The following is a 23,634-nucleotide window of genomic DNA, read 5'->3' on the forward strand; positions in this document are numbered from 1 at the left end:
TGCGGCCAAATGACCTACACACCATTAATTTGACTGCAGACAGTTGGTTTTGTTGAGCAGGTAGATTAAGTCTCCGGTCATGGATTTCTGGCTTGTTTCTGCACTTTTAACTTTCGTTGCAATTCTTATCGTCATGCTGCCTCTGACGCGAAAAGAAGTCGTGTCAGCTGCTCAGGGCGAGGAGGATCGCTCGGTCTATATTCAGCAATTAAAAGAGATTGATTCCGATCTGTCGCGCGGGCTGCTGGACGAGCAGTCGGCTGCGCAGGCGCGGCTTGAGATTTCTCGACGCATTCTGAAAAATGATCGTCGCATGACAAGTTTAGCAGGTAGCGACAATGCAGGTACTGATGGAGCAGAAAAGAAATATCTGCTGAGTGCAAGCATCCGTTGGGTCGTTGTTCTGGTGCTGTTGTTTATTCCGGCATTGAGCTGGGGTATCTATGCGGCTGTCGGTACGCCTGATCTGCCGTCACAGCCACTGGCTGATCGCAAAGGAAATACTATACAGGATAAGAGCGCGGTTGAACTGATTGCACAGGCTGAAGCGCATCTGGCAAATGCCCCCGATGACGGGCGTGGCTGGGCTATTCTGGCGCCGATCTATATGCGTCTTGGACGTGTGGATGATGCAATTAATGCTTACCGTAAAGCGCTGGAACTGCTTGGCAAAGATGTTGATCGTCTGATCGGTCTTGGTGAAGCTCTGACAGTGAAAGCCAATGGTCAGGTGACTGCAGAAGCGCTGGCACTTTTTGAAGAAGCCGGAAAAGTTGAGCCGACGGATTTGCGTCCGCCTTTGATGAAGGCGCGGGCTCTGTTGCAGGCCGGTAAACGCGATGATGCAATTGATGTTTTACAGATCATTCTGAATACCTCGCCGGAAGATGCGCTGTGGCGTGCGGATATCGAGCAGACAATCGCTAATCTGAAATCTGGTAATGGATCAGTGACACCATCGGCACCGGCGCAGAGTGATCGCCCAACAGAGCAGCCACGCGGGCCATCAGCTGAAGATGTTGAAGCCGCTGCATCCCTCGATGAGCAGGGGCGTAAAGATATGATCCGCTCTATGGTGGATGGTCTTGCGGAAAGATTACGGGAAAATCCGGCAAATGTAGATGGTTGGGAGCGTCTGCTGCGTGCTTATGTCGTTCTGGGGGAGCAGGATAATGTGAAAGAGGCTTTGCGCAATGCTGCAAAAGCCCTGCCGGAAAATGATATGCGCCGCCTCACTGATACGGCAACTCAGCTGGGCGTTGATGTGACAGGAGTTCTGAAATGAGCCATAGTCAACTATCTGCTTCAACCTCTGCGGAAAACCGCGCGCCGCGTGTTTCGCAGGTGATGCGTAATCGCAAACGTAAGCGTTTGATTTTAATTTCCGGTGCTATGGCGGTTCTGGCGCTGGCGATTGGTCTGGTGCTGATGGCCTTCAGTCAGGATATCCGTTATTTCCGCACGCCTGATGATGTGACGGCTGAAGATATTGCCTCCGGTGCTCGTTTCCGCCTTGGCGGACTGGTCGAAGCCGGTTCTGTGGTGCGCGGTGCTGATAAGCATGTAAGCTTTGGTGTAACAGACACACTGAAGCAGGTCACAGTGACCTATGAGGGCATTCTGCCGGATCTGTTCCGTGAAGGGCAGGGCGTTGTGGCAGAAGGTCGCTTTACACCGGATGGCGTGTTTATCGCAGATAATGTTCTTGCGAAGCATGATGAAAATTACATGCCAAAAGATGTCGCGGATAGTCTGAAAGAAAAAGGTGTCTGGGAAGGTAACTAAGCTGCGCTTAAGCAGGCTGTGTTTGAAACTCCCATACCAGAAGCTGAATGTTGCAGCCATAAACTGATGCGCAATTTTCACCGGACAGGATACTAAGAATGAGCGTTGAAATCGGACATTTCGCATTGGTTCTGGCTTTAGCTTTGGCTTTAGTGCAGTCATTGTTGCCGGTTGTAGGGGCAAAGCGGAATGATTTCCGGTTGATGAGCGTGGCAGAACCTTGTGCTGCGGCCGTGTTTGCGCTGATTTTGCTGTCTTCTGCAATGCTGGTTCGCGCTTATGTCGCGTCTGATTTCTCTGTTCTCAATGTGGTGGAAAACTCACATTCGCTGAAACCATTGCTGTTTAAGATTACCGGCGTATGGGGCAATCATGAAGGCTCCATGATGCTCTGGGTGCTGATCCTGTCGTTCTTCAGCGCTCTGGTTGCAGTATTCGGCGGCAACCTTCCGAATACATTGCGCGCCAATGTGCTGGCAGTGCAGGGCTGGATTGCTACGGCCTTCTTAAGCTTTATTCTTTTTACATCTAACCCATTTGTACGCGTTATTCCTGCGCCGATCGAAGGTCAGGATCTCAACCCGATCCTTCAGGATATCGGTCTGGCCATTCATCCGCCATTGCTCTATCTCGGTTATGTCGGATTCTCAGTTTGTTTTTCTTTTGCTGTTGCTGCACTGATCGACGGACGTGTGGATGCTGCATGGGCGCGCTGGGTGCGCCCGTGGACGCTGACCGCATGGATTTTCCTCACCGGTGGTATCTCAATGGGCTCTTACTGGGCTTATTATGAGCTCGGCTGGGGTGGCTGGTGGTTCTGGGATCCGGTTGAAAACGCATCATTTATGCCATGGCTGATTGGTACTGCCTTGCTGCATTCCGCGATTGTGATGGAAAAACGTGGTGCGCTGAAAATCTGGACGATTTTGCTGGCATTGCTGACTTTCTCCCTGTCGCTGCTCGGAGCTTTCCTCGTGCGTTCAGGCGTTCTGACTTCAGTACACAGCTTTGCGACTGATCCGGGACGTGGCCTGTTCATTCTTGCTATTCTGGTGTTCTTCATCGGTGGTTCGCTGACGTTGTTTGCCCTCCGCGCTCAGACATTGACCACCGGTACAATGTTCCAGCCGGTGTCGCGTGAAGGTGCATTGGTACTCAATAACCTGTTCCTGAGCACTGCAACCGCAACAGTTCTGATTGGCACGCTGTATCCTTTGTTACTGGAAGCGATGACTGGAACGAAAATTTCCGTTGGTGCGCCGTTCTTCAATATGACATTCGGCCCTTTGATGATCCCGCTTTTGGCTGCCGTACCCTTTGGTCCTTTGCTGGCATGGAAACGTGGTGATCTCTACGCAGTTGCACAACGCCTGATGTGGGTGTTCGGTCTCTCTCTGGTCAGTATTGGCTTGGTCTTGATCCTGGTTGATCCGCGCGCCGTTTGGGCGGCCTTCGGTATTGGTCTGGCCGCGTGGGTAATCCTTGGCAGCCTGATGGATATTGTAACCAAAGCCGGTTTTGGCAAAGTTGAACTCTCGCGGGCATTCCCGCGTTTGCTCGGTCTGCCGCGTTCCGTTTTTGGTACAGCACTGGCACATATGGGGCTGGGTATCACTCTGTTGGGTGTTGTGGTCGTCACCAGCTTTGGCACAGAGCAGGTCGTGATTATGAAGCAGGGAGAAAGCGTTGCTTTCTCTGGCTATCAGTTGCGCTATGATGGTCAGCAGCCATTTGCCGGTTCCAATTATACGGAAGATCAGGGGCTGTTTACTCTGCTGCATCAGGATGGCCGCGTTGCTAATAAGGTTACAGCCGCAAAGCGTTTCTATCCGGCACGCAATATGCCGACAACTGAGGCCGGTATTATCACCCGTGGCGTCAACCAGTATTATGTAGCATTGGGCGATGCGATTGACGGCGGTGGTATGGTTGTCCGTCTTTGGTGGAAACCGTTTGTTACACTGATCTGGCTCGGAACTGTTGCTATGATTATCGGCGGCTTCCTGTCTCTGATGGACAGACGTCTGCGGGTTGGCGCACCGGCTAAGGCAAGTGCCAAGAAGCCGGTTAAGGCAGTCAGCGGGGCAGTATGATGATCACCTTGAAGGCTCTCTCAGTCCGGTCGTTGAGCACGCTTTTGCTGGCAGCTTTCATTGCGGTTGCCGGTATGACTTCGGTCAATATCCGTTCTGCCTGGGCAGTTAATCCGGATGAGGTTTTGTCTGATCCGGTTTTGGAGAAACGCGCCCGTAATCTGTCTACAGGCTTGCGCTGTATGGTGTGTCAGAACCAGTCGATTGATGATTCTGACGCCGATTTGGCGCGCGATCTCCGTCTTCTGGTTCGCGAAAGACTGGTACAGGGCGATACGGATGAACAGGTTATTGATTTTCTTGTTGATCGGTATGGCGAGTTTGTCTTGCTTAAACCGCGTTTAGACAAGCAGACAATCATTCTGTGGAGCTTTCCGGTGTTCATTCTGATCATCGGTATCGGCGTTATCTGGTATTCGCGTCGCAAGGGTGGCACGACACCGACTCAAATTGCGCCACTGAGTGAAGAAGAAACCAAGCGTCTGGAAAAACTGCTGGATGGACAGTAACCAGTTTTCGTAACCTTACGAAAGTTTCATCTTTCAGAAATTATCCGGTAATGTTGGTTGAGCTATCTCTTGTCAGGAATAATTGATAATCTGCTACAGGTTATCTGCCCTCTCAGGAGATATTTTATGTCTGATACTAAGTCATTTTCCCGACGCCCGCTCAGCCGCATTTTCTTGTCCGCCGCTCTGGCTGGCACAATGCTGGCAACCGGCCCTCTGGCATCAATTTCGACTGCACAGGCAGCTCCTGTCAGTGTTACTGCTCAGGCGCAGCCTGGTTTTTCCGAGCTGGTTGAAAAAGTTCGTCCGGCCGTTGTGAGTGTTCGCGTTAAAAGCGACGTACAAAATACCCGCAATGACCGCACTCAGTACTTTGGCGGCAATGGCCTTGACCAGCTGCCGGACGGCCATCCTCTGAAGCGTTTCTTCAAAGAATTCGGTAACCCATATGGTCCGGACGGCGAACAGGCACGCCCGAACAAGCGCCAGAAGCGCGGTGAACGCGGCCATGCCCGTCCGCTTGCACAGGGCTCCGGCTTCTTCATTTCTGAAGATGGCTATGTTGTCACCAACAATCACGTTGTGACAGACGGCGATTCATTCTCTGTTGTGATGGACGATGGTACAGAGCTTGATGCCAAGCTGATCGGCACCGATGCCCGTACAGATTTGGCGGTGCTGAAAGTCGATGACAAGCGCAAATTCACTTATGTTGCCTTTGATGATGAAGGCACAGTAAAGGTTGGTGACTGGGTTGTTGCAGTCGGTAATCCTTTTGGTCTTGGTGGCACGGTTACTGCCGGTATTGTTTCTGCCCGCGGTCGTGATATCGGCGCAGGCCCTTATGATGACTTTATCCAGATTGATGCTGCGGTAAACAAGGGTAACTCCGGTGGTCCTGCTTTTGATCTGAGTGGTAAGGTTGTCGGTATCAATACTGCGATCTTCTCGCCATCAGGTGGCAGCGTTGGTATTGCCTTTGCTATTCCGGCATCCACGGCCAGCAAGGTTGTTGATCAATTGATCAAGAAGGGCTCGGTTGAGCGTGGTTGGATCGGCGTACAAATTCAGCCGGTCACAAAGGAAATTGCTGATTCACTTGGTCTGGCTGAAGATAAAGGTGCAATCGTTGCTGAACCTCAGGCCGACGGTCCTGCTGCAAAAGCCGGTATTGTTGCCGGTGACGTGATCACGGCTGTTAATGATGAGACTGTTAAAGATCCGCGTGATCTGGCCAAGAAGGTTGCTGCAATCAATCCGGGTGAAAAAGCCAGCCTGACAATCTGGCGTAAGGGTAAGGCAGAAACAGTCAGCATCGACATTAAAGCCTATCCTGATGATCAGAAAACAGGCGATAAGGGTACAGACAGCCCGTCCGGTAATAGCGAGACGCTTGATGACTACGGTCTGACAGTAACACCGGATGACAGCGGTAAAGGTGTTGTCGTCACGGATGTTGATCCGGACAGTGATGCTGCCGATAAAGGTCTGCGCGCCGGTGATACGATTGTGACAGTTAACAATAAGGATGTGAAATCCGCATCCGAAATTAACGCAGCAATCAAAGATGCAGTAAAGAACGGCCGCAAAGCAGTATTGTTGCAGGTACAGCGTAACGGGCAGAACAGCTTTGTTGCATTGCCGGTTGATCAGGGTTGATCTTTAAATCTACTTATTAAAAGCGGGAGGCGGTGTTTTATTAACGCCGCCTCTCTGTTCATTTCGTCTGTTGTTGTGCATGGTGCTTTTCGGAATTGAGGGTCTCAGATGCGTATTTTGATTATTGAAGATGACCGCGAAGCGGCTCGCTATCTGGAAAAAGCTTTTGCCGAAGCCGGACATATTGCTGATATCGCCGGTGATGGTGAGGCCGGTTATACGCTGGCCGAGAATAATCATTATGATGTTCTGATCATTGACCGCATGTTGCCAAAGCGTGATGGGTTATCGGTCATTGCCGGTTTGCGCGCGCAAGGACAGACAACGCCTGCGCTCATTCTTTCAGCTCTTGGGCAGGTGGATGACCGCGTGACGGGCTTACGTGCTGGCGGTGATGATTATCTGACCAAACCTTATGCTTTCTCTGAACTTCTGGCACGCGTGGAAGTATTGCAGCGTCGTGTCAGCCCTAAAGAAGCAGATACAGTTTATCGTGTGGGTGACCTGGAACTTGATCGCCTGTCACATACGGCTCGCCGCGCAGATACAGACATTAATCTTCAGCCGCGTGAGTTTCGCTTGCTTGAATATCTGATGCGCCATGCAGGGCAGGTGGTAACCCGTACCATGCTGCTCGAAAATGTGTGGGACTATCATTTTGATCCGCAGACCAATGTGATTGATGTGCATATTTCGCGTTTGCGCTCCAAAATTGAAAAAGATTTCGACGAGCCTTTGCTGCACACAGTACGTGGTGCGGGCTATATGCTGAAAGCCGGTTCTCCTGCTGCTAAAGCAAAAACGGCAGACGGCCAATGATGAGCCGGCTGAGCGCGTTATTAAGCACGACAGCGGTCCGGCTATCGGCGCTTTATCTGTTGCTGTTTGTGCTCAGCGCAATGGCGTTGTTTTTCTATATGACCAATTTGTCGGTCAACTTCCTCACAGCGCAAACGCAGAAAGCTTTGCTTGATGAGGTGACGAGTGTCACGCAGTCTTATGAGCGTGGCAGTATCCCGCTATTGGTACGTACCATTGACCGGCGTTCGCGCCAGCCCGGTGCTTTTCTCTATCTCATTGCTGATCCTGCCGGTCGTATTCTGACCGGTAATGTTGAGAGCCTGGAACCGGGCGTGCTGGACATGAACGGTATGACAGACCGGCCTTTCAGCTATATGCGCTATGGTGAGCAGGGGACGGCAGAGAAGCATAAAGCGATTGCGATTATCTTTTCTATCCCGAATGGTATGCGCGTTTTGATTGGCCGCGATCTGAGCGAGCCGGAATTATTCCGCGATATCATGCGTCGCGCCTTGGTGCTGGCGCTTGGCATTATGGCCGTCGGAGCATTTCTGATCTGGTATTTTGTCGGGCGCAGGGCATTGCTGCGGCTCAAGCAGGTCTCCAGTTCTTCCCAGCGCATTATGGCGGGTGATCTGGGCGAGCGCTTACCGGTCAGCGGTTCCGGCGATGAATTCGACCGGCTGTCGATCAATCTGAATGCCATGCTTGGCCGGATTGAAGAGCTGAATGACGGGTTAAAACACGTCTCGGATAATATTGCGCATGATCTGAAAACACCGCTGACGCGCCTGCGTAATAAGGCGGAAGCCACTTTATCCGGTCAGAAAGATAATGCGGAATATCGTTCGGCTCTGGAAGATATTATTGGTGAGTCCGATCAGCTGATCCGCACGTTCAATGCAATCCTGATGATCTCGCGCCTTGAAGCAGGCTATTCATCTGAGAATATGGAAGTGCTGCCGGTTAATCCGATCCTGCATGATGTGGCTGAACTATATGAGCCGGTGGCAGAGGATGCCGGACTGGAGCTTGTGGTCGAGGCGGAAGATGACATCAGCCTGCGGATTAATCGTGAGCTGGTCGGTCAGACGGTATCTAATCTGATTGATAACGCGATCAAATATTCCCCTGTTGCGGAAGACGGCGGCGAAAGCCGGACGAAAATCACTGTCTCGATGAAACAGGCTGGTAATCAGGTGTTGATCAGCATTGCCGATCAGGGGGCAGGTATTCCTGAAGCTCTGCGGGAGCAGGCGACAGAGCGTTTTGTACGCCTCGAAGAAAGCCGCACACAACCGGGTTCCGGTCTGGGACTCAGTCTGGCAAAGGCTGTTATGAAATTACATGGCGGCAGTTTAATGTTGGAAGATAATGCACCGGGCTTGCGGGTTGTTCTTGCTTTTCCTGCCCTGACTGAGACAAAACAGTAATCAGGCAGGAATCTAAAGCGCATCCCGAAAAGTGCGTAGCGGTTTTCGGATAAGATGCGCGATGAAACAAGAAACGCATCCCGAAAAGTGCGTGGCGGTGTTCGGGATGCGCGATGAAATAAAGAGAAAGAGCATTTCCTTTGTTTCTGTTTGACGGGAAATGCTCTGGGGTGGAAAGCAGTATGACCGGTGTTTTGTTTTTTGATCGTTTTTTAAAGTCACTGACAGTTCCTGAGCCCCAAAACGCAAAAGCCTATCTGCAAAATTTAAGAGAAGCAGCGGCGGAGCATCAATGCAATGCTCTGAGTGCTTATTTGCAAAACACCGACGAAACCGGATTTTTGGCCGCTGTGCTGGATTGCTCACCATTTTTGCGTGAGGTGACGGAGGCCAATCCTGAAATTCTGGAAAGCCTTTTTACCGCTCCGGTCAGCATCTTACTTGAACAACTGGCCGTGCAGATCAGGGCTGTTGGTGTCGATCCTGAGATGACTGAAAGTCGTCTGATGACAGAACTGCGCCGCATCAAAAAAGCCGCCCATGTGCTGATTGCACTGGATGATCTGGCAGGGCTGGTAGATGTTATGCAGACGACCAATCGGCTGACTGATCTTGCCGAAGCCTGTCTTCGCGCAACAGTGCGTTTTCTGCTGCTGGAAAGTGATACCAAAGGCAAGCTGGCTTTGCCGGATCGCAGTGATCCTGAAAAAGACAGCGGACTTATTGTACTGGGCATGGGCAAGTTCGGTGCCGGAGAACTGAATTATTCTTCCGATATTGACCTGATCATTTTCATCGACAGTGCCCGTCCGGCACTTACTGATCCCTATGAGTGTGTTGATTTGTTCTCCCGTATGGCACGACGGCTGGTGAAAATTCTGCAGGACAGAACGGCTGACGGTTATGTATTCCGCGTTGATTTGCGTCTGCGCCCTGATCCGGGGGCAACACCGCTGGCTATTCCGGTGAGTGCGGCGCTACATTACTACGAAGGACGCGGCCAGAACTGGGAACGTGCGGCAATGATTAAGGCGCGGCCTGTTGCCGGTGATATCACTTCGGGGGAGCAATTCCTCAAAGAGCTGGCACCCTATGTCTGGCGCAAATATCTCGATTATGCAGCTATTGCCGATATTCACTCCATCAAGCGCCAGATCCACGCACATCGCGGTCATGGCGATATTGCGGTGCGTGGCCATAATGTGAAACTAGGGCGCGGAGGCATTCGCGAGATCGAGTTTTTCGTTCAGACCCAGCAACTGATTGCGGGCGGGCGCTTTCCTGAATTGCGCGGATCGCAAACACTGGCCATGCTGACCAAGCTTTATGAGCGTGGCTGGGTGGGCGAGAATACCCGCGATCAGCTGAGCCGGAATTATCAGTTTCTGCGTAATGTCGAACACCGTATTCAGATGGTTGCTGATGAGCAGACGCATATCCTGCCGGAAGATGATGAAGGCTTCAGCCGCATTGCTGCGATGATGGGCTATCCGGATAATGACAGTTTTACAGCCGAGTTTCTGGCAGTTCTGCGGATGGTTGAAAAACATTATGCAGCATTGTTTGAACAGGCACCGGAACTTGGTAGCAGCGGCGGTAATCTGGTTTTCACCGGTGAGACAGATGATCCCGATACATTGCAAACGCTGTCGCAGCTTGGTTTTGAACGTCCGAGTGATATTTGCCGTATTATCCGCACATGGCATTTTGGCCGCTACCGCGCCACGCAAACCGCAGAAGCACGGGAGCGCCTGACGGAACTGACTCCGGCTTTGCTGAATGCTTTTGCCGCTACCGAGCGTGCAGATGATGCATTGCTGCGCTTTGATGATTTCCTCCAAGGTTTGCCGTCAGGCATCCAGCTTTTCAGTCTGCTGCAATCCAATCCGGCATTGCTCAATCTGCTGGTATTGGTGATGAGCGCTGCTCCGCGTCTGGCTGAAATCATTACCCGTAAGCCGCATGTTTTTGACGGTATGCTCGATCCGCGTATTTTCTCGGAGCTGCCAACGCGCAATTATCTCGAGGAGCGGCTGGATACATTTCTAAGTTCAGGCCTGAATTCGGGCGATGCCTATGAGCAGACACTCGACCGTCTGCGCATCTTTGCTGCCGAACAACGCTTTCTGATTGGTATCCGCCTGCTGACCGGCGCAATCGATGGTGTTCGCGCGGGCAGGGCTTTCTCTGACCTTGCCGAGCTGATGATTGATCGTGCCTTGAGCGCAGTACTCAAAGAGTTCTCTCTGCGTCATGGTCAGATTGCCGGTGGCCGTATTGCAGTGCTGGCCATGGGCAAGCTTGGCAGCCGTGAACTCACCGCCGGCTCAGATATAGATATTATTTTGCTCTATGATCACGATGCAGATGCTGACTATTCCGATGGTGAGAAGCAGCTTGCAGCCTCGCAATATTATATCCGCCTGACACAGCGCCTGATCGCGGCTTTATCAGCACCAATGGCCGAAGGTGTGCTGTATGAGGTGGATATGCGTTTGCGCCCAAGCGGCAATAAAGGGCCGGTTGCAACGCATATTGAGGCTTTCAGCAAATATCAGCGCAATGAAGCATGGGTGTGGGAACATATGGCGCTGACCCGCGCCCGCACGATTGCTGGTGACCGCTCATTCCGCGATGAGATCGATGCCGAGGTCGATGCCATTCTCGCTATTCCTTCCGAGGTTAAAAAGACCGCGAAAGAAATGGTCGAGATGCGTGCATTGATTGCCAGTGAAAAACCACCGCGTGATAACTGGGATTTGAAATTGCGTTCCGGCGGCCTGATTGATCTGGAATTTATCGCGCAATTCGCAGTACTGACAGGGCAGGTGGCGACGGAAACACGCCATACATCAACCGAGCTTAATCTGCGCCATTTGAAATCGGAATTTTCCAGCCCTGCACAGGCAGAGGAACTGGCAGGCGCGCATCATTTTTATAGCAATATAACGCAGATTATTCGTCTCTGTGTTGACGATAATACGGGACGGGAAGACTATCTGCCAGGCTTGCTGGAATTATTGTGCCGTGCTGCAGAATTACCCGATATCGGCCATGTCGAGCATCAGTTGGATCAGACAACTGAGCTGGTGGCCAAAGCCTTTAAACAATTGCTGAAAGGCTAAAACTAAGCCGCAACATCGTCGCTGACAGGGGCTGTCAGCGCAGGTGCTTTACGATCAGGAATACGCACAGAGACGATTGTACCAACGCCTTCTGTCGAGCAGATACGCAGCGCCCCGTTATGCAGTTCTGCCAGTGAGCGGGAAATCGCAAGACCAAGACCGGAACCCGTATGGGTTTTGGTGAACTGGTTTTCGACCTGCTCAAACGGATGGCCGAGTTTCTTCAGTGCATCACGCGGAATACCGCAGCCGGTATCTTTAATGGTGAGGATCAGCGCGCCATTGGTCTTGCGCGCACGCACCAGAATATTTCCGCCGTCGCCGGTGAATTTTACTGCATTGGACAGCAGGTTAATCAGCACCTGCTTGATCGCACGGCGGTCGGCGCTGGCAGTGATCGTGTCTGCAATGCTGGTTTCAACGGAGATATGTTTCTGTTCTGCCTGCAACGAGATCACACGCACGGTTTCTTCGATCAGCGGATAAAGATCAATATCTTCGCGGTCCAGAGAGAAATGACCGGCTTCAATCTTCGACATATCAAGAATGTCATTGATAACATTGAGCAGATAATTGCCGCTGGTGTGAATGTCGTGAATATATTCCGCATAACGCTCGGAGCCGAGCGGGCCAAAGGTGCCTGCCGAGATCATTTCGGAGAAACCGATAATCGCATTGAGCGGCGTGCGCAGTTCATGGGACATATTCGCGAGGAATTCAGATTTTGAACGGTTCGCGCTTTCCGCACGTTCCTTTTCCGTCGCATATTTGGATGCCAGTTCAGACAGCTCGCGCACACGGTCTTTCTCCGCTTTACGCGCAAGGCTCAAATCCTGAATGGTTGCCATCAGGCGACGTTCGCTGTCCACCAGACGTTCCTGATGCAGTTTCAGCTGGGTAATGTCGGTACCGACCGATACCAGACCGCCGTCTTGCGTGCGGCGTTCGTTGACCTGCAGCCAGCGACCATCACCAAGCTGGCGCTCAAATGTCTGCGCACCGCTGCGGTCATTTTCATTGGCCATACGACGCTCAAAAGCAGCAGGGCGCAGCAGCGGCTGAATATCTTCGCGCGTTACACCGGCTTTCAGAGCAGTGGCAGGCAGACCTGCATATTCATTATACTTGCCGTTGGACATCACCAGACGGCTTTCGGCATCCCAGAGAACGAATGCTTCGGAAATGCTTTCAATCGCTTCACGGATACGCAGATCAGCTTCGGCGGTGGCCTGTGCAAAGCGGTGCTGCTCGCTGACGTCAAAAGCGATACCAACCAGATGGACATCACCCTCATTGGCGATTTCTGCACGAACGCGCATCCAGACCCAATAGCCTTCGGCATGGCGCATACGCAGAACTTTGTCGACCTGACGCAGCTCTCCGGACATGACCTGTGTGGCGATTTCATAGAGATCGCCGTCAACCGGATTAACGATGGCTGCAACATCACCAAATGACAGAACGCTGTCGACAGCTTCATAGCCGAGCATTTCATACATCGAGCGTGACCAGAACATGCGGCCTCGCGCCATATCCCAATCCCAGAGACCGCAACGGCCACGGGCGAGCGCCAGATCAATCCGCTTCTGGATCTGATGGGAGAAATCATCGGCATCGCGAGCACGCGCCGCCTGAGAGAAATAGGCATAAAGAATAGCCAGTAAGACACCGGCAGTGGCGGCGAATAAGGTAATATTGAGCGAGAGCACCTGCCGCCAGTCTTTGAATATTTCTTTTTCCGTATTGAACGCGACAACAGACAGGATGCCAGCGGTTGCTGCCTGTATATTTTGCGGTTCAACTTTTTCAGCCGCAGCAAAGGCCGCTTCATTGCGGTACTTTACCGGCTGCACACCGGCGCGGCCACCAAACATCAGCAGGGGATGCGCTTCGGAGAAAAGCGTTTCAGCCTGAATACCGAGCAGCTGACGGCTGCTCAGAGCGGCAATGATTTTTGAGTTTTCATCGAGAATGGCAAGCTCAAGACCGGAGCTGATCAGCCCTTGTGAGCGCAGCTCAACCAGCAAATCCTGTATGGCGCTATAATCGCCGGAATTATCTGCGGGCGCAGTGGCTTCCATCTGCTTCTGCAGCTTTGTGGCTACATGGGCAGCCGTCAGCGCCATTTCGTGGCGGGCATCACTTTCAATCTCTTCACGTTGGCTGAGCAGCGACATCATCCGCGCTCCGGCCAGTATAACCAGAAATGCAATAATCAGCACCGGCACGATGCGACGCAGCACCGGCTCGAGGGAGAGCAGTTTACGATAGGCAGGGCCCGACAACAGATAGACATAGCCGGAAAGCTTGAAGCGCTTCGGACGTCTTTCTGAAGTGTAACGGACACCATTCGGCGCGCGATGCGCGTCGGTATTTGCCATCCCGTGGCCCTCATCTGAATGTTTGCTTTTTGAAGTGATTCGGGGTGAGAAATCCGAATAACCCTAATGAATCAAATGTGATTCGCTGTGTCCAGTGCTTTTAATTAATAATTAATAAAAAACCTCTGCCGATTCGAAGGTGATTCGATCAGTTTTCAGAAAGAGACACTTTAATCGGGTGCGCATGATTCTGATTTGATTCAGCAATATGCGGTGCAGTGTTTATTTGTTGTAAAACATTATGTTCTTTTTAAAGCAGGGGACGAAAAAGCAAGATGTGCTTTCCCGTCCCCGCATTTGGTCAGGCAAGCATGCGCTCAGTGATATCGCGCACGTCGGCAGAGAGTTTTTCTGTTTTAGCGATCGTCTCTAAAGCAGCCTTCAGATGTTCGCGGCGTACCGGCTCCAGCGTTTTCCATGAGCGCAGAGTGGTGAGAAGGCGCGAAGCCAGCTGAGGATTTTCGCGATCAATTGTCAGAATGAGCTGCGTAAAGAATGTATAGGTCTGACCATCCTGCCGGTTGAAGCCGGTCGGATTGCTGGCAGCAAAGGCACCGAGTACAGAGCGCGCGCGGTTCGGGTTATCGAGTGAGAATAGCGGATGCTGCATCAGGCTCTGCACCGCTTCCAGAGCATCAGGGGCAGGGCGGCGCGCCTGTACGCTGAACCATTTATCCATCACCAATGGTACCGCGCTGTAATCCTGCTCAAATTGCGCCAATGCGCGTTTTGCGAAATCATGCGTGTAGAAACGATGCGCCAGCAGCGTCAGTGCCGCCAGCTTGTCGGACATATTGTCAGCGGTGGTAAACTGCTCATAAACCCGCTGCGGAGCATTATCCGAAATTGCCAGATATTGCAGTAGCACAGCTTTGAGTGCCCGCTTGCCTGCACTGTCAGCATCCGGTGTGAATGGTGCAGCATCCTGCAAGCTGTCATAGGCCTTGGCAAAAACTTCAGACCCATGTGTGGCGATTGCTGATAGCAGAGCTTCGCGGCTGTTGCGGATCAGGTCGGGATCAATATTGCTGCCAATGTCACGGGCAATATCCGCTTCTTCCGGCAATGTCAGGCAGAGTGCACGGAAAGCATGATCCAGCGTTTCATCCTGTGCAAGCTCTGCCAGCAGTTCGGCCAGAGCCGGATCAAACACGGCAGACTGTTGCAGGCGCAGTTTTTCGACATTGGCTATAATCGCATCGCTCATCAGCGAATGAATAACCTGCCAGCGACCAAAGGCATCGCTGTCATGGCGGGCAAGAAACAATTGCTCATCGCGGCTTAATGATTGCGCGACATGCACCGGTGCGGAGAAATCCCGCAGTACTGACAAGACCGGCTTCTCTGTAATGTTGCGGAATGTCCAGCTTTGTGAGGCCTCACGCAGATGCAGGACATCACCTTGCACGCCGGTGCCTTCAGAAGATGAAATCGCAATATCTTTGCCATCAGCCCCGATCAGGCCGAATTTAACCGGAATATGCATTGGCTGCTTTTCACACTGACCTGGTGTCGGTTCGGTTTTCTGTTCCAGTGTCAGGCGCAGGCTTTGGCTTGCAGCGTCATAATTACTGCTGACAGTGACCAGAGGCGTACCTGCCTGATCATACCACAGCGCAAAATGCGTGAGAGACTGGCCGCTGACGTCTTCAAAACATTTGATGAAATCTTCAATAGTCGCAGCTTCACCGTCATGACGGATGAAATAGAGATCCAGCCCTTTATAGAAATCCTCATCACCGATAATGGTGCGCAGCATACGGATCAGTTCGCTGCCTTTTTCATAAACGGTTGCAGTGTAGAAATTATTGATCTCGCGATATTCCTTCGGGCGAACCGGGTGCGCCAGCGGCCCGCCGTCTTCCGGAAATTGCTGGGCCTTGAGAACTTTCACTTCATCAATACGGTGCACCGCACGGGAGCGCATATCGCTGGAAAACTCATGGTCGCGATAAACGGTCAGACCTTCTTTCAGGCAAAGCTGGAACCAGTCGCGACAGGTGATGCGGTTTCCCGTCCAGTTGTGGAAATATTCATGGGCGATCACCGCTTCGATACCGGCATAATCGGTGTCGGTCGCGGTCTGCGGATCGGCGAGAACATATTTGTCATTAAAGATGTTCAGCCCTTTATTCTCCATCGCGCCCATGTTGAAATCGGATACGGCAACAATGTTGAAAATATCGAGATCATATTCGCGGCCATAAACCTCTTCATCCCAGCGCATGGAACGCTTCAGCGCATCCATTGCATAGGTAGCACGGGCTTCATTGCCATGCTCGACATAGATGTTCAGTGCGACCTGTTTGCCGGACATCGTGATGAACTGATCACTGATCGAACCGAGATCACCGGCAACCAAGGCAAACAGATAGGACGGCTTGGGATGCGGGTCATGCCACAATGCATAATGACGACCATCCGCCAGATCGCCAGCCTCTTGCAGATTGCCGTTGGAGAGTAGGATTGGAGCTGCCTGATTGTCGGCTTCAAGGCGCACGGTATAAACCGATAGAACATCCGGCCGGTCAAGGAAATAGGTGATACGGCGAAAGCCTTCTGCCTCACATTGTGAGGTATAGACATTGCTCGAACGGTAAAGCCCCATCAATTGCCGGTTGGTTGTCGGATTAATCCTTGTGACAATTTCCAGCGTAAACGGGCTTTGTTGCGGTAAGGAATTGATAGTGAGCAGTTCCGGATCAGCCAGATAATCCGTGGCAGGGAGACCGTTGATCTGTAAGCTCACCAGTTCCAGCTCATCACCATCCAGTATCAGCGGTGCCGTGAGAGAGACATCATTGCGACGTTCGATCGTCAGGCGTGCAGTGACAAGTGTCTTTTCCGGATCAAGCTGAAAATCCAGCTCGGTTTTGCGTATCAGATAATCTGACGGGCGGTAATCTTCGAGGCGAAAGACATGACCTGTATCGGTACGCATAACTGCTCCTGAACTGACTTTGACTATTGTGCGGGGAGGTTAAGTCATTTTTTTCACTGGCGAAACCGCTATCCTTGTGAAAATTTTGGTTTAGAGCATTTGCGAGCCAAAAGTGCGAAGCGGTTTTGGCAATGGATAATGCGGTAAAATAAATAGTTACAGCGGCTCCAACGATTCAGTCTTAACTGGAGCCGCTGTAACTCAAGGAAACGGTTTGAAGTTTCGGATTTGGGCTTCTGAACAGAATGTCTGTTTTACGCTTCATTCATTGCAAAAATTGCTGACAATCCCTGTAAATAATGCTGGCAAACTAACCTTTGTCAGCTATGCTGTGAGCATTAAGAGAGGGAGTCTGCCGCGTGAAATTCAGCGGCAGTTAAGGAATTTTCACTGTGAATGCCCCAGAGCGCCATCTGCCGCTGGCAGATTCTATCGCCGCTACCGGAGAAACTGTGCCTGAAACACGGCCATTGCTTGGTATTGCCTGCAAAGTAACCTCCGTTTTTGTTTTTGTGCTGATGTCGACATTGCTGAAATCAGCAGAGGGCATACCTGCGGGGGAGCTTGTATTCTTCCGCTCATTCTTCGCAATTTTTCCGGTTGTCATCTATTTGGCCTATACGCATCAGTTGCAGGGCGTCATGGTGACCTCGGATATCTTCGGCCATATCTGGCGCGGTCTCGTTGGGGTAATGTCGATGCTGAGCGGTTTTTACGCTCTGACATTGCTGCCATTGCCGGAGAGCATTGCCATCAATTACGCATCGCCGCTGATGATTGTAGTGCTGAGCGCGATTTTCCTGAAAGAGCAGGTACGCTTGTATCGCTGGTCTGCTGTTCTGATCGGCTTTGCTGGTGTGCTGATTATCGTTTGGCCGCGTTTGAGCATGTTCTCAAGCGGAGGGATGAGTCAGGCGGAAGGGATCGGAGCGATTTTTGCTTTGATCGGCGCTTTGTCGTCAGCCGTTGCGATGATGCTGGTGCGCAAACTGGTCAAGCATGAGCGCACCGCAACCATTGTGATCTATTTCTCGCTGACTTCGACAGTGATTGCGCTGTTCACCATGCCGTTTGGCTGGGTTGTGCCGCAGATGTGGCAGCTGGGACTGCTGATCGGTGCCGGTTTTGCGGGCGGGATTGCGCAAATCTTTCTCACAGAATGCTACCGCCATGCCGAAATGTCGACCATTGCACCGTTTGAATATACATCCATGCTACTGGGATTAGGCATCGGCTATGTGGTCTTTGGCGATGTACCGACCGCTCAAATGCTGATCGGCAGTTCGATTGTGATTGGTGCGGGTATCTTCATCATTTTCCGCGAGCATAAATTATCCGGCAGAAAACTGAGAAAGAGCTGAGTATTTCTCAGTTCTTCTCATTCTCATCTTTTTCCGGCACATCGCTGCGCGGATCCATCTGATAGCTTTCCGGCGTGTTGATGTTTTTGGTGGCCTGATATTTGAACTCAGTCTTCTGATCACTGATCGCCGGACGCTCCCGCAAGGTTATGCGCCAGAGTGCGTGCAGGCCATAGGCAGCAAAGCAGATGCTCAGTGTCACCGGCATACCGGTTTTGCCTAAACTCTCCATCATGCGGGCTGCGATCTGCGGTCCGATCATATTGCCGATACCATAGACAATCAGTAGGCCGCCGGAGATTTTCACAAACTCATTGGCTTCCGCATAGTCATTGGCATGCGCGACATTGAGGCTGTAGATCGGAAACAGCACGCCTCCCATCAGGAAGATAACCGCATACCCGCTGATGCCGTCTGCGGGAGAAACAAAAGTCAGCATAATTGCCAGTAGAACGCCGACACTGCCGCAGAAGACCATGACATAACGGCGATCGGCAAAATCGGAGAACCGCCCCAGCGGATATTGGAAAATTGCCCCGCCAATCACAGCTGTGACCAGCATGGTTGCGATGCTCAGATTATCCAGTCCGTTTTTCTGGCCATAGATCGGTGCGAGAATATTCCACGAACCGGCAATAATACCGGATATCAACGAGCCGATGACAGCCGCCGGAGAGCGCTTATACAGACCGCGAATATCCAGCGACACTTGTGTCAGCGGTTTCGGTGATTCCGCACGCGATAAGGCTGTAGGGATAAGCGCAAAGCTGTAAATCAGCGTACAGATGATAAACAGGGTCTGCGTTGAGGGATCACCGAAAGGCAGAATATACTGACCGGACATTGTGCCGATCATTGTGGTGATCATATAGACCGAGAAGATCATACCGCGGCTGTCATTGTTGACGCGCTCATTCAGCCAGCTCTCCACCACCATATAACCTCCGGCGAGCGAAAAGCCTGCCAAGGCACGGAAAGCCATCCATGCAATCGGGTCGATGATCAGCGAGTGCAGCAGTAGAGACATGCCGAGAATAGTCAGCAGCACGGTAAAGACGCGCACATGGCCGACATTGCGCACGAAGATCGGTACAATCAGACAACCAACCGTGAAGGCAAGGGAATAGAAAGTCCCCATCCAGCCGATGGTAATCGTTGACCATCCTTCGAGGCCCGCACGGATTGGCAGCAACAGGCCTGCAAGGCCACCGGCCATCAGCATCAGAAGTGTACTGAAAAGAAGCGCTGTAATCGGCAACAACTGTGCAGGCATGACTTTATCCGGACTTTAATCTTCGACGGCAGAGAGCCGTAAAAGAGAACACATTCAGCAGGACTGTATTGTGAAATCAATGCAGGGATATTGGCATTTCCGAGCCGCGAAGAATTCTCTCTTCACGGATATTTATGTCGTATTTTACGTACTAACCCAAGGATCAGGCTTCATTGCCTTCCAGACGCATTTTGACCATCAGCCAATCCTCCCATGCAAAACGCTTTTGCGCCGGTGTGCGCAACAGGTAATCCGGATGCAGGCTTGGCATAATTGCGACGGTCTGTGCACCGGCAGTTGTCAGACTATGCCAGTTGCCGCGCAATTTATAGATCGGCTCGCGGGAGCCTGTCAGCGCCTTTGCCGCAGGGTCGCCGAGCGCAACAATTACTTTTGGCGCAACCAGCTCAATCTGGCGGTCAAGAAACGGACGGCAGAGGTCGAGTTCCAGCGGCGTTGCAGGGCGGTTGCCCGGCGGACGCCATGGCAAAGTATTGGCCAGATAGACTTGCTCGCGCTTCAGATTAATGGCGGCGAGAATACGCTCCAGCATATGACCGGCAGGACCTGAGAAGGGAATGCCTTCAAGATCATCGTCACGTCCTGGTGTGTCACCGATCACCATCAGGTCGGCATTCGCAGAACCATCAGCAAAGCAGATGTTCTTGGCAGTAAACTTCAGGCGGCAGCCGTCAAAGCCTGCCATTGCCTGTTGCAGCATGTCGAGACTGTCTGCGCTACCGGCGAGTTTACGGGCTTCTTCCAGCAGGACTTCCGGTGCAATAGAGGCCTGTGCCGGAACAGGAGCTTGCTGTGCCCTTTGTTGCTGACTTGCCGGTGAGGCAGGGTTCTGCCGCGGTGCCTGTTGCGCATTGCCGGCTGATGCCGCTGCATTGTTGCGCATTGTATTGTCAGGTTGTGCAGCACGTTTTGGCTGTGCCGCCGCAAGAGCTGCTGCTTCTGCAAAACGGTCAACCGGTTCGGCATTCAACGCAGAATCCACTCCGGATTCCGCGTAAAAGCGAATCAGATCTTCCCAATTGGCAGTGATTGCAGTGTCTGACACACGATTGTTCCGGTTTTAGGCATGTTTACTGCTCTGAGGTCGCAAATTGTCAGAGCTTTGGCAAGGGCTTTCGGACGGGGTTGTTCAAAAACCATTTACATTGACGTTTACGTCAATATTATAGTGATCTGTTAGTGAACAAACGTCATGATCTGCGGCGATTTTGGACAATAGGACGCATTTGAACTGTGTTACAACCCTGTATCAGGGTGAATAGATTACAATAACGGGAACCCGCTATCACGCCCGATGCTATGGAGGTTTACATGAGCAACGAACACGAACTCCCCGAACGCGAGAGTATGGAGTTCGACGTTGTGGTCGTTGGCGCAGGCCCTGCCGGTCTTGCCGCAGCGATCCGGCTGAAACAAAATAATCCGGAACTCTCGGTTGTGGTTCTGGAAAAGGGCGGGGAAGTTGGTGCGCATATTCTTTCCGGCGCTGTGGTTGATCCTGTCGGGATCGACAAGCTGCTGCCGGATTGGCGCGAAGAGAGCGACCATCCGTTTAAAACGCCGGTGACAGACGATCAGTTTCTGCTGCTCGGGCCTGCAGGCTCTGTCCGGCTGCCGAATTTCGCTATGCCGAAGCTGATGAACAATCACGGCAATTACATTGTATCTTTGGGCAATGTCGCGCGCTGGTTGGGCACACATGCTGAAAATCTCGGCGTGGAAATTTATCCGGGCTTCGCTGCCGCTGAAGTACTTTATAATGAGGCCGGTGCGGTTATCGGTGTTGCCACCGGTGATATGGGCGTTGAGCGCAATGGTGAACCTGGGCCGAATTATACACGCGGTATGGAACTGCTGGGTAAATATGTGCTGTTTGCTGAAGGTGCGCGCGGCTCGCTCTCCAAAGAAGTCATTGCTAAATACAAGCTGGATGAAGGCCGAGAACCGGCTAAATTCGGTATCGGTCTGAAAGAATTGTGGCAGGTTGATCCGTCAAAGAGCAAGCCGGGTCTGGTGCAGCATTCCTTCGGTTGGCCGCTGGATATGAAAACCGGTGGCGGTTCATTCCTCTATCATCTGGAAGATAATCTGGTTGCAGTCGGTTTTGTGGTGCATCTCAACTACAAAAATCCGTATCTGTCGCCGTTTGAAGAGTTCCAGCGCTATAAAACGCATCCGTCGATCCGTCCGACCTTTGAAGGTGCCAAGCGCATTTCCTATGGTGCGCGTGCGATCACCGAAGGCGGCTGGCAGTCTGTGCCAAAACTGACCTTCCCGGGCGGTGCGCTGATCGGCTGTGCGGCTGGTTTCGTCAACGTGCCACGCATCAAAGGCTCGCATAATGCGGTGCTGTCGGGCATTCTTGCCGCAGACAAAGTGGCGGAGGCTATTGCTGCCGGCCGTGCGAATGATGAAGTGGTTGGCATCGAAAATGAATGGCGCGACAGTGCAATCGGCAAAGACCTGAAGCGCGTTCGCAATGTTAAACCGCTCTGGTCAAAATTCGGCACAATCCTTGGCGTAACGCTGGGTGGTCTGGATATGTGGACAAATCAGCTGTTCGGCTTCTCGTTCTTCGGTACTTTGAAGCATGGCAAAACTGATGCGGCATCGTTGGAACCGGCAGCCAAACACAAGCCGATTAATTATCCGAAACCGGATGGCGTGATTACTTTCGATCGTTTGTCATCGGTGTTTTTGTCGAGCACCAATCATGAAGAAGATCAGCCGGTGCATTTGCAGGTGAAAAATCTGGAACTGCAGCTGAAGTCCGAGCATGATGTGTTTGCAGGGCCTTCGACACGCTATTGCCCTGCGGGTGTTTATGAATGGGTTGAGAAAGACGGTAAGGAAACTTACGTCATCAATGCGCAGAACTGCGTGCATTGCAAAACCTGTGACATCAAAGACCCGAACCAGAATATCAACTGGGTTACGCCACAAGGCGGCGAAGGACCGGTTTATGCAAACATGTAAATGTTTGTGATAATAAACCGTGTCCGTCTCGACCGCCGTCAACAAAGATGTCGGCGAAGGACCGGTTTATGCAAACATGTAAATGTTTGCGATAATAAACCATGTCCGTCTCGACCGCCGTCCACAAAGATGTCGGTGAGGGGCCGGTTTACGCCAATATGTAAAATGCAAAAAAACGGCGCCTTTTAAGGCGCCGTTTTTGTATCAAATGCGTACAGCCGCCGGATTAGGTTGCGGATTATCCTCCGCAGGCTCGGAAGCCGGTGCCGGAACTGAAAATTCCAGCAGCAGTGGCAGATGATCTGAACCGGCAGGCTCACCGGCGCGCAGACTGCGTGCCTTCACCGTATTGTTGATCAGAACCTGATCAATCGGCAGGCCGATCCACGGGCGCAGCATTTCCGGCAGGCGGTTGGTCAGCCATGTCGGGCCGGAACCAGCAACACGCTTGGTGTCGGTGAGCATTTCATATTTGCGCAGGTTGTAGCTCCATGGCGTGGCATTGAAATCACCGGCAATAATTACCGGAATGCCATGTGCATTGGCCATAGGCTCCAATGCAGGGCGCAGCATTTCAAATTGCTGAACCTGCGGAAACGGCCATGGCCATGACTGATGTACGGATGAGACCAGCACATTGGTGCCGCCAAGATTGATCAGAGCGGTTGCCAGTACACCGTCGCCGGTACAAACCGGTGAGCCGAACTCTGCAAATGCACGGCGCGAGAGAATGCCGACACCCCAGCGGTTTGGCAGTGTGCCGCACTGATGACGATAAGGATAGCTGCCCTCCAGTATTTTAAGCCACGGCTGCCATTGCTCGGAGCCTTCCTGATAGGTGATAATATCCGGTGCATTACGGGCAATAGCTTGCAGCACTTCTTTCGGGTCAGCGTGGTTTTGCAGCAAATTAATCTGCATCAGCCGGTAGGTCACAGTCTCATTCGCGTCTGCTGTCTTTTGCGAAGAGCTGTTCCAGTTCACCGTTGTTGAGAAGGCGCTGATACCAAGCAATGCAACCATTGCTGCCTCGCGGCGCAGGCTGGTGAACAGCAGGAAAATGCCGCCAATTGCCATTATCGCTGCCAGATGGGCACGGAAATGCGCGAAACTGTCTAAAGCGGGATGCAAACGGCCAAAGAAGCCCAGCACCAGTGGTACGGACAGCAATACTAATATGATCAGCAATGCAAAGAGCAGGCGGGACGGTTTTTTTACAGCAGGAACTAGCTTTTCAACGGACATAGAGACCACAGAGCAAGAGGAATAAAGAATG

15 protein-coding genes are annotated in these 23,634 nt (G+C 52.1%); 10 read left to right on the forward strand and 5 right to left on the reverse strand.

Annotation, left to right across the window (positions count from 1 at the left end; all coding sequences use genetic code 11):
• The first annotated feature begins 79 nt into the window (after positions 1 to 79).
• The 8 genes from ccmI (at position 80) to DFR47_RS01670 (ending at position 11,405) form a co-directional block, all read left to right on the forward strand.
• Entirely contained in the window at positions 80 to 1,285 is a 1,206-nt protein-coding gene (gene ccmI / locus DFR47_RS01635) for a c-type cytochrome biogenesis protein CcmI (protein ID WP_113942665.1), read from the forward strand.
• A 62-nt stretch (positions 1,286 to 1,347) separates the two neighbouring features.
• The gene (gene ccmE / locus DFR47_RS01640; RefSeq protein ID WP_245416441.1) at positions 1,348 to 1,785 is read left to right on the forward strand and encodes a cytochrome c maturation protein CcmE; all 438 of its coding nucleotides are present in this window, start codon (positions 1,348 to 1,350) and stop codon (positions 1,783 to 1,785) included.
• 98 nt (positions 1,786 to 1,883) lie between these two features.
• On the forward strand, positions 1,884 to 3,878 hold the full coding sequence (locus DFR47_RS01645; RefSeq protein ID WP_113942667.1) for a heme lyase CcmF/NrfE family subunit: 1,995 nt from the start codon (positions 1,884 to 1,886) through the stop codon (positions 3,876 to 3,878).
• The gene (locus DFR47_RS01650; protein WP_113943179.1) at positions 3,878 to 4,387 is read left to right on the forward strand and encodes a cytochrome c-type biogenesis protein; all 510 of its coding nucleotides are present in this window, start codon (positions 3,878 to 3,880) and stop codon (positions 4,385 to 4,387) included. Before DFR47_RS01645 ends, DFR47_RS01650 begins: the two co-directional genes overlap by 1 nt.
• A gap of 126 nt (positions 4,388 to 4,513) precedes the next feature.
• Positions 4,514 to 6,046, forward strand: coding sequence for a Do family serine endopeptidase (locus DFR47_RS01655; RefSeq protein WP_113942668.1), 1,533 nt, complete (start codon positions 4,514 to 4,516; stop codon positions 6,044 to 6,046).
• Positions 6,047 to 6,154: 108 nt separating this feature from the next.
• Positions 6,155 to 6,865, forward strand: a complete 711-nt coding sequence (locus DFR47_RS01660) for a response regulator transcription factor (RefSeq protein ID WP_113942669.1) — start codon at positions 6,155 to 6,157, stop codon at positions 6,863 to 6,865.
• The gene (locus tag DFR47_RS01665) at positions 6,862 to 8,280 is read left to right on the forward strand and encodes a sensor histidine kinase (RefSeq protein ID WP_210207243.1); all 1,419 of its coding nucleotides are present in this window, start codon (positions 6,862 to 6,864) and stop codon (positions 8,278 to 8,280) included. The genes DFR47_RS01660 and DFR47_RS01665 overlap by 4 nt, the downstream gene beginning before the upstream one ends.
• 182 nt (positions 8,281 to 8,462) lie before the next feature.
• Complete coding sequence (locus tag DFR47_RS01670) at positions 8,463 to 11,405, forward strand: bifunctional [glutamine synthetase] adenylyltransferase/[glutamine synthetase]-adenylyl-L-tyrosine phosphorylase (protein ID WP_113942670.1); 2,943 nt, start codon at positions 8,463 to 8,465, stop codon at positions 11,403 to 11,405.
• A gap of 2 nt (positions 11,406 to 11,407) precedes the next feature.
• On the opposite strand, the gene DFR47_RS01675 is transcribed toward DFR47_RS01670, so the two are convergent.
• Together DFR47_RS01675 and pepN are read right to left on the reverse strand one after the other, a co-directional pair.
• A complete protein-coding gene (locus tag DFR47_RS01675) occupies positions 11,408 to 13,786 on the reverse strand; it encodes a PAS domain-containing sensor histidine kinase (RefSeq protein ID WP_113942671.1) in 2,379 nt (792 codons plus the stop codon).
• Between the two features lie 301 nt (positions 13,787 to 14,087).
• Positions 14,088 to 16,727, reverse strand: a complete 2,640-nt coding sequence (gene pepN / locus DFR47_RS01680; protein WP_113942672.1) for an aminopeptidase N — start codon at positions 16,725 to 16,727, stop codon at positions 14,088 to 14,090.
• A gap of 419 nt (positions 16,728 to 17,146) precedes the next feature.
• Here pepN and DFR47_RS01685 point away from each other — a divergent pair, with 419 nt between their 5' ends.
• A complete protein-coding gene (locus DFR47_RS01685) occupies positions 17,147 to 18,088 on the forward strand; it encodes a DMT family transporter (protein WP_272906759.1) in 942 nt (313 codons plus the stop codon).
• Positions 18,089 to 18,095: 7 nt separating this feature from the next.
• Here the strand turns inward: DFR47_RS01685 and DFR47_RS01690 are convergent, their stop codons facing one another.
• Both DFR47_RS01690 and DFR47_RS01695 read right to left on the reverse strand, forming a co-directional pair.
• Positions 18,096 to 19,361 (reverse strand): MFS transporter, encoded by a 1,266-nt coding sequence (locus DFR47_RS01690; protein ID WP_113942673.1) that lies wholly within the window; start codon positions 19,359 to 19,361, stop codon positions 18,096 to 18,098.
• A gap of 163 nt (positions 19,362 to 19,524) precedes the next feature.
• Positions 19,525 to 20,427: a uracil-DNA glycosylase gene (locus DFR47_RS01695; protein ID WP_113942674.1), complete on the reverse strand. Its 903-nt coding sequence runs from the start codon at positions 20,425 to 20,427 to the stop codon at positions 19,525 to 19,527.
• A gap of 266 nt (positions 20,428 to 20,693) precedes the next feature.
• Between DFR47_RS01695 and DFR47_RS01700 the strand changes: the two genes are divergently transcribed.
• Positions 20,694 to 22,358 (forward strand): electron transfer flavoprotein-ubiquinone oxidoreductase, encoded by a 1,665-nt coding sequence (locus DFR47_RS01700; RefSeq protein WP_113942675.1) that lies wholly within the window; start codon positions 20,694 to 20,696, stop codon positions 22,356 to 22,358.
• A 204-nt stretch (positions 22,359 to 22,562) separates the two neighbouring features.
• Here the strand turns inward: DFR47_RS01700 and DFR47_RS01705 are convergent, their stop codons facing one another.
• Positions 22,563 to 23,603 carry an endonuclease/exonuclease/phosphatase family protein gene (locus DFR47_RS01705; protein ID WP_113942676.1) on the reverse strand — a complete coding sequence of 347 codons (1,041 nt, stop codon included), beginning with the start codon at positions 23,601 to 23,603 and terminating at the stop codon, positions 22,563 to 22,565.
• Between the last annotated feature and the right edge of the window lie 31 nt (positions 23,604 to 23,634).

The organism is Pseudochrobactrum asaccharolyticum (assembly GCF_003314995.1).
Classification (GTDB): Bacteria; Pseudomonadota; Alphaproteobacteria; order Rhizobiales; family Rhizobiaceae; genus Pseudochrobactrum; species Pseudochrobactrum asaccharolyticum.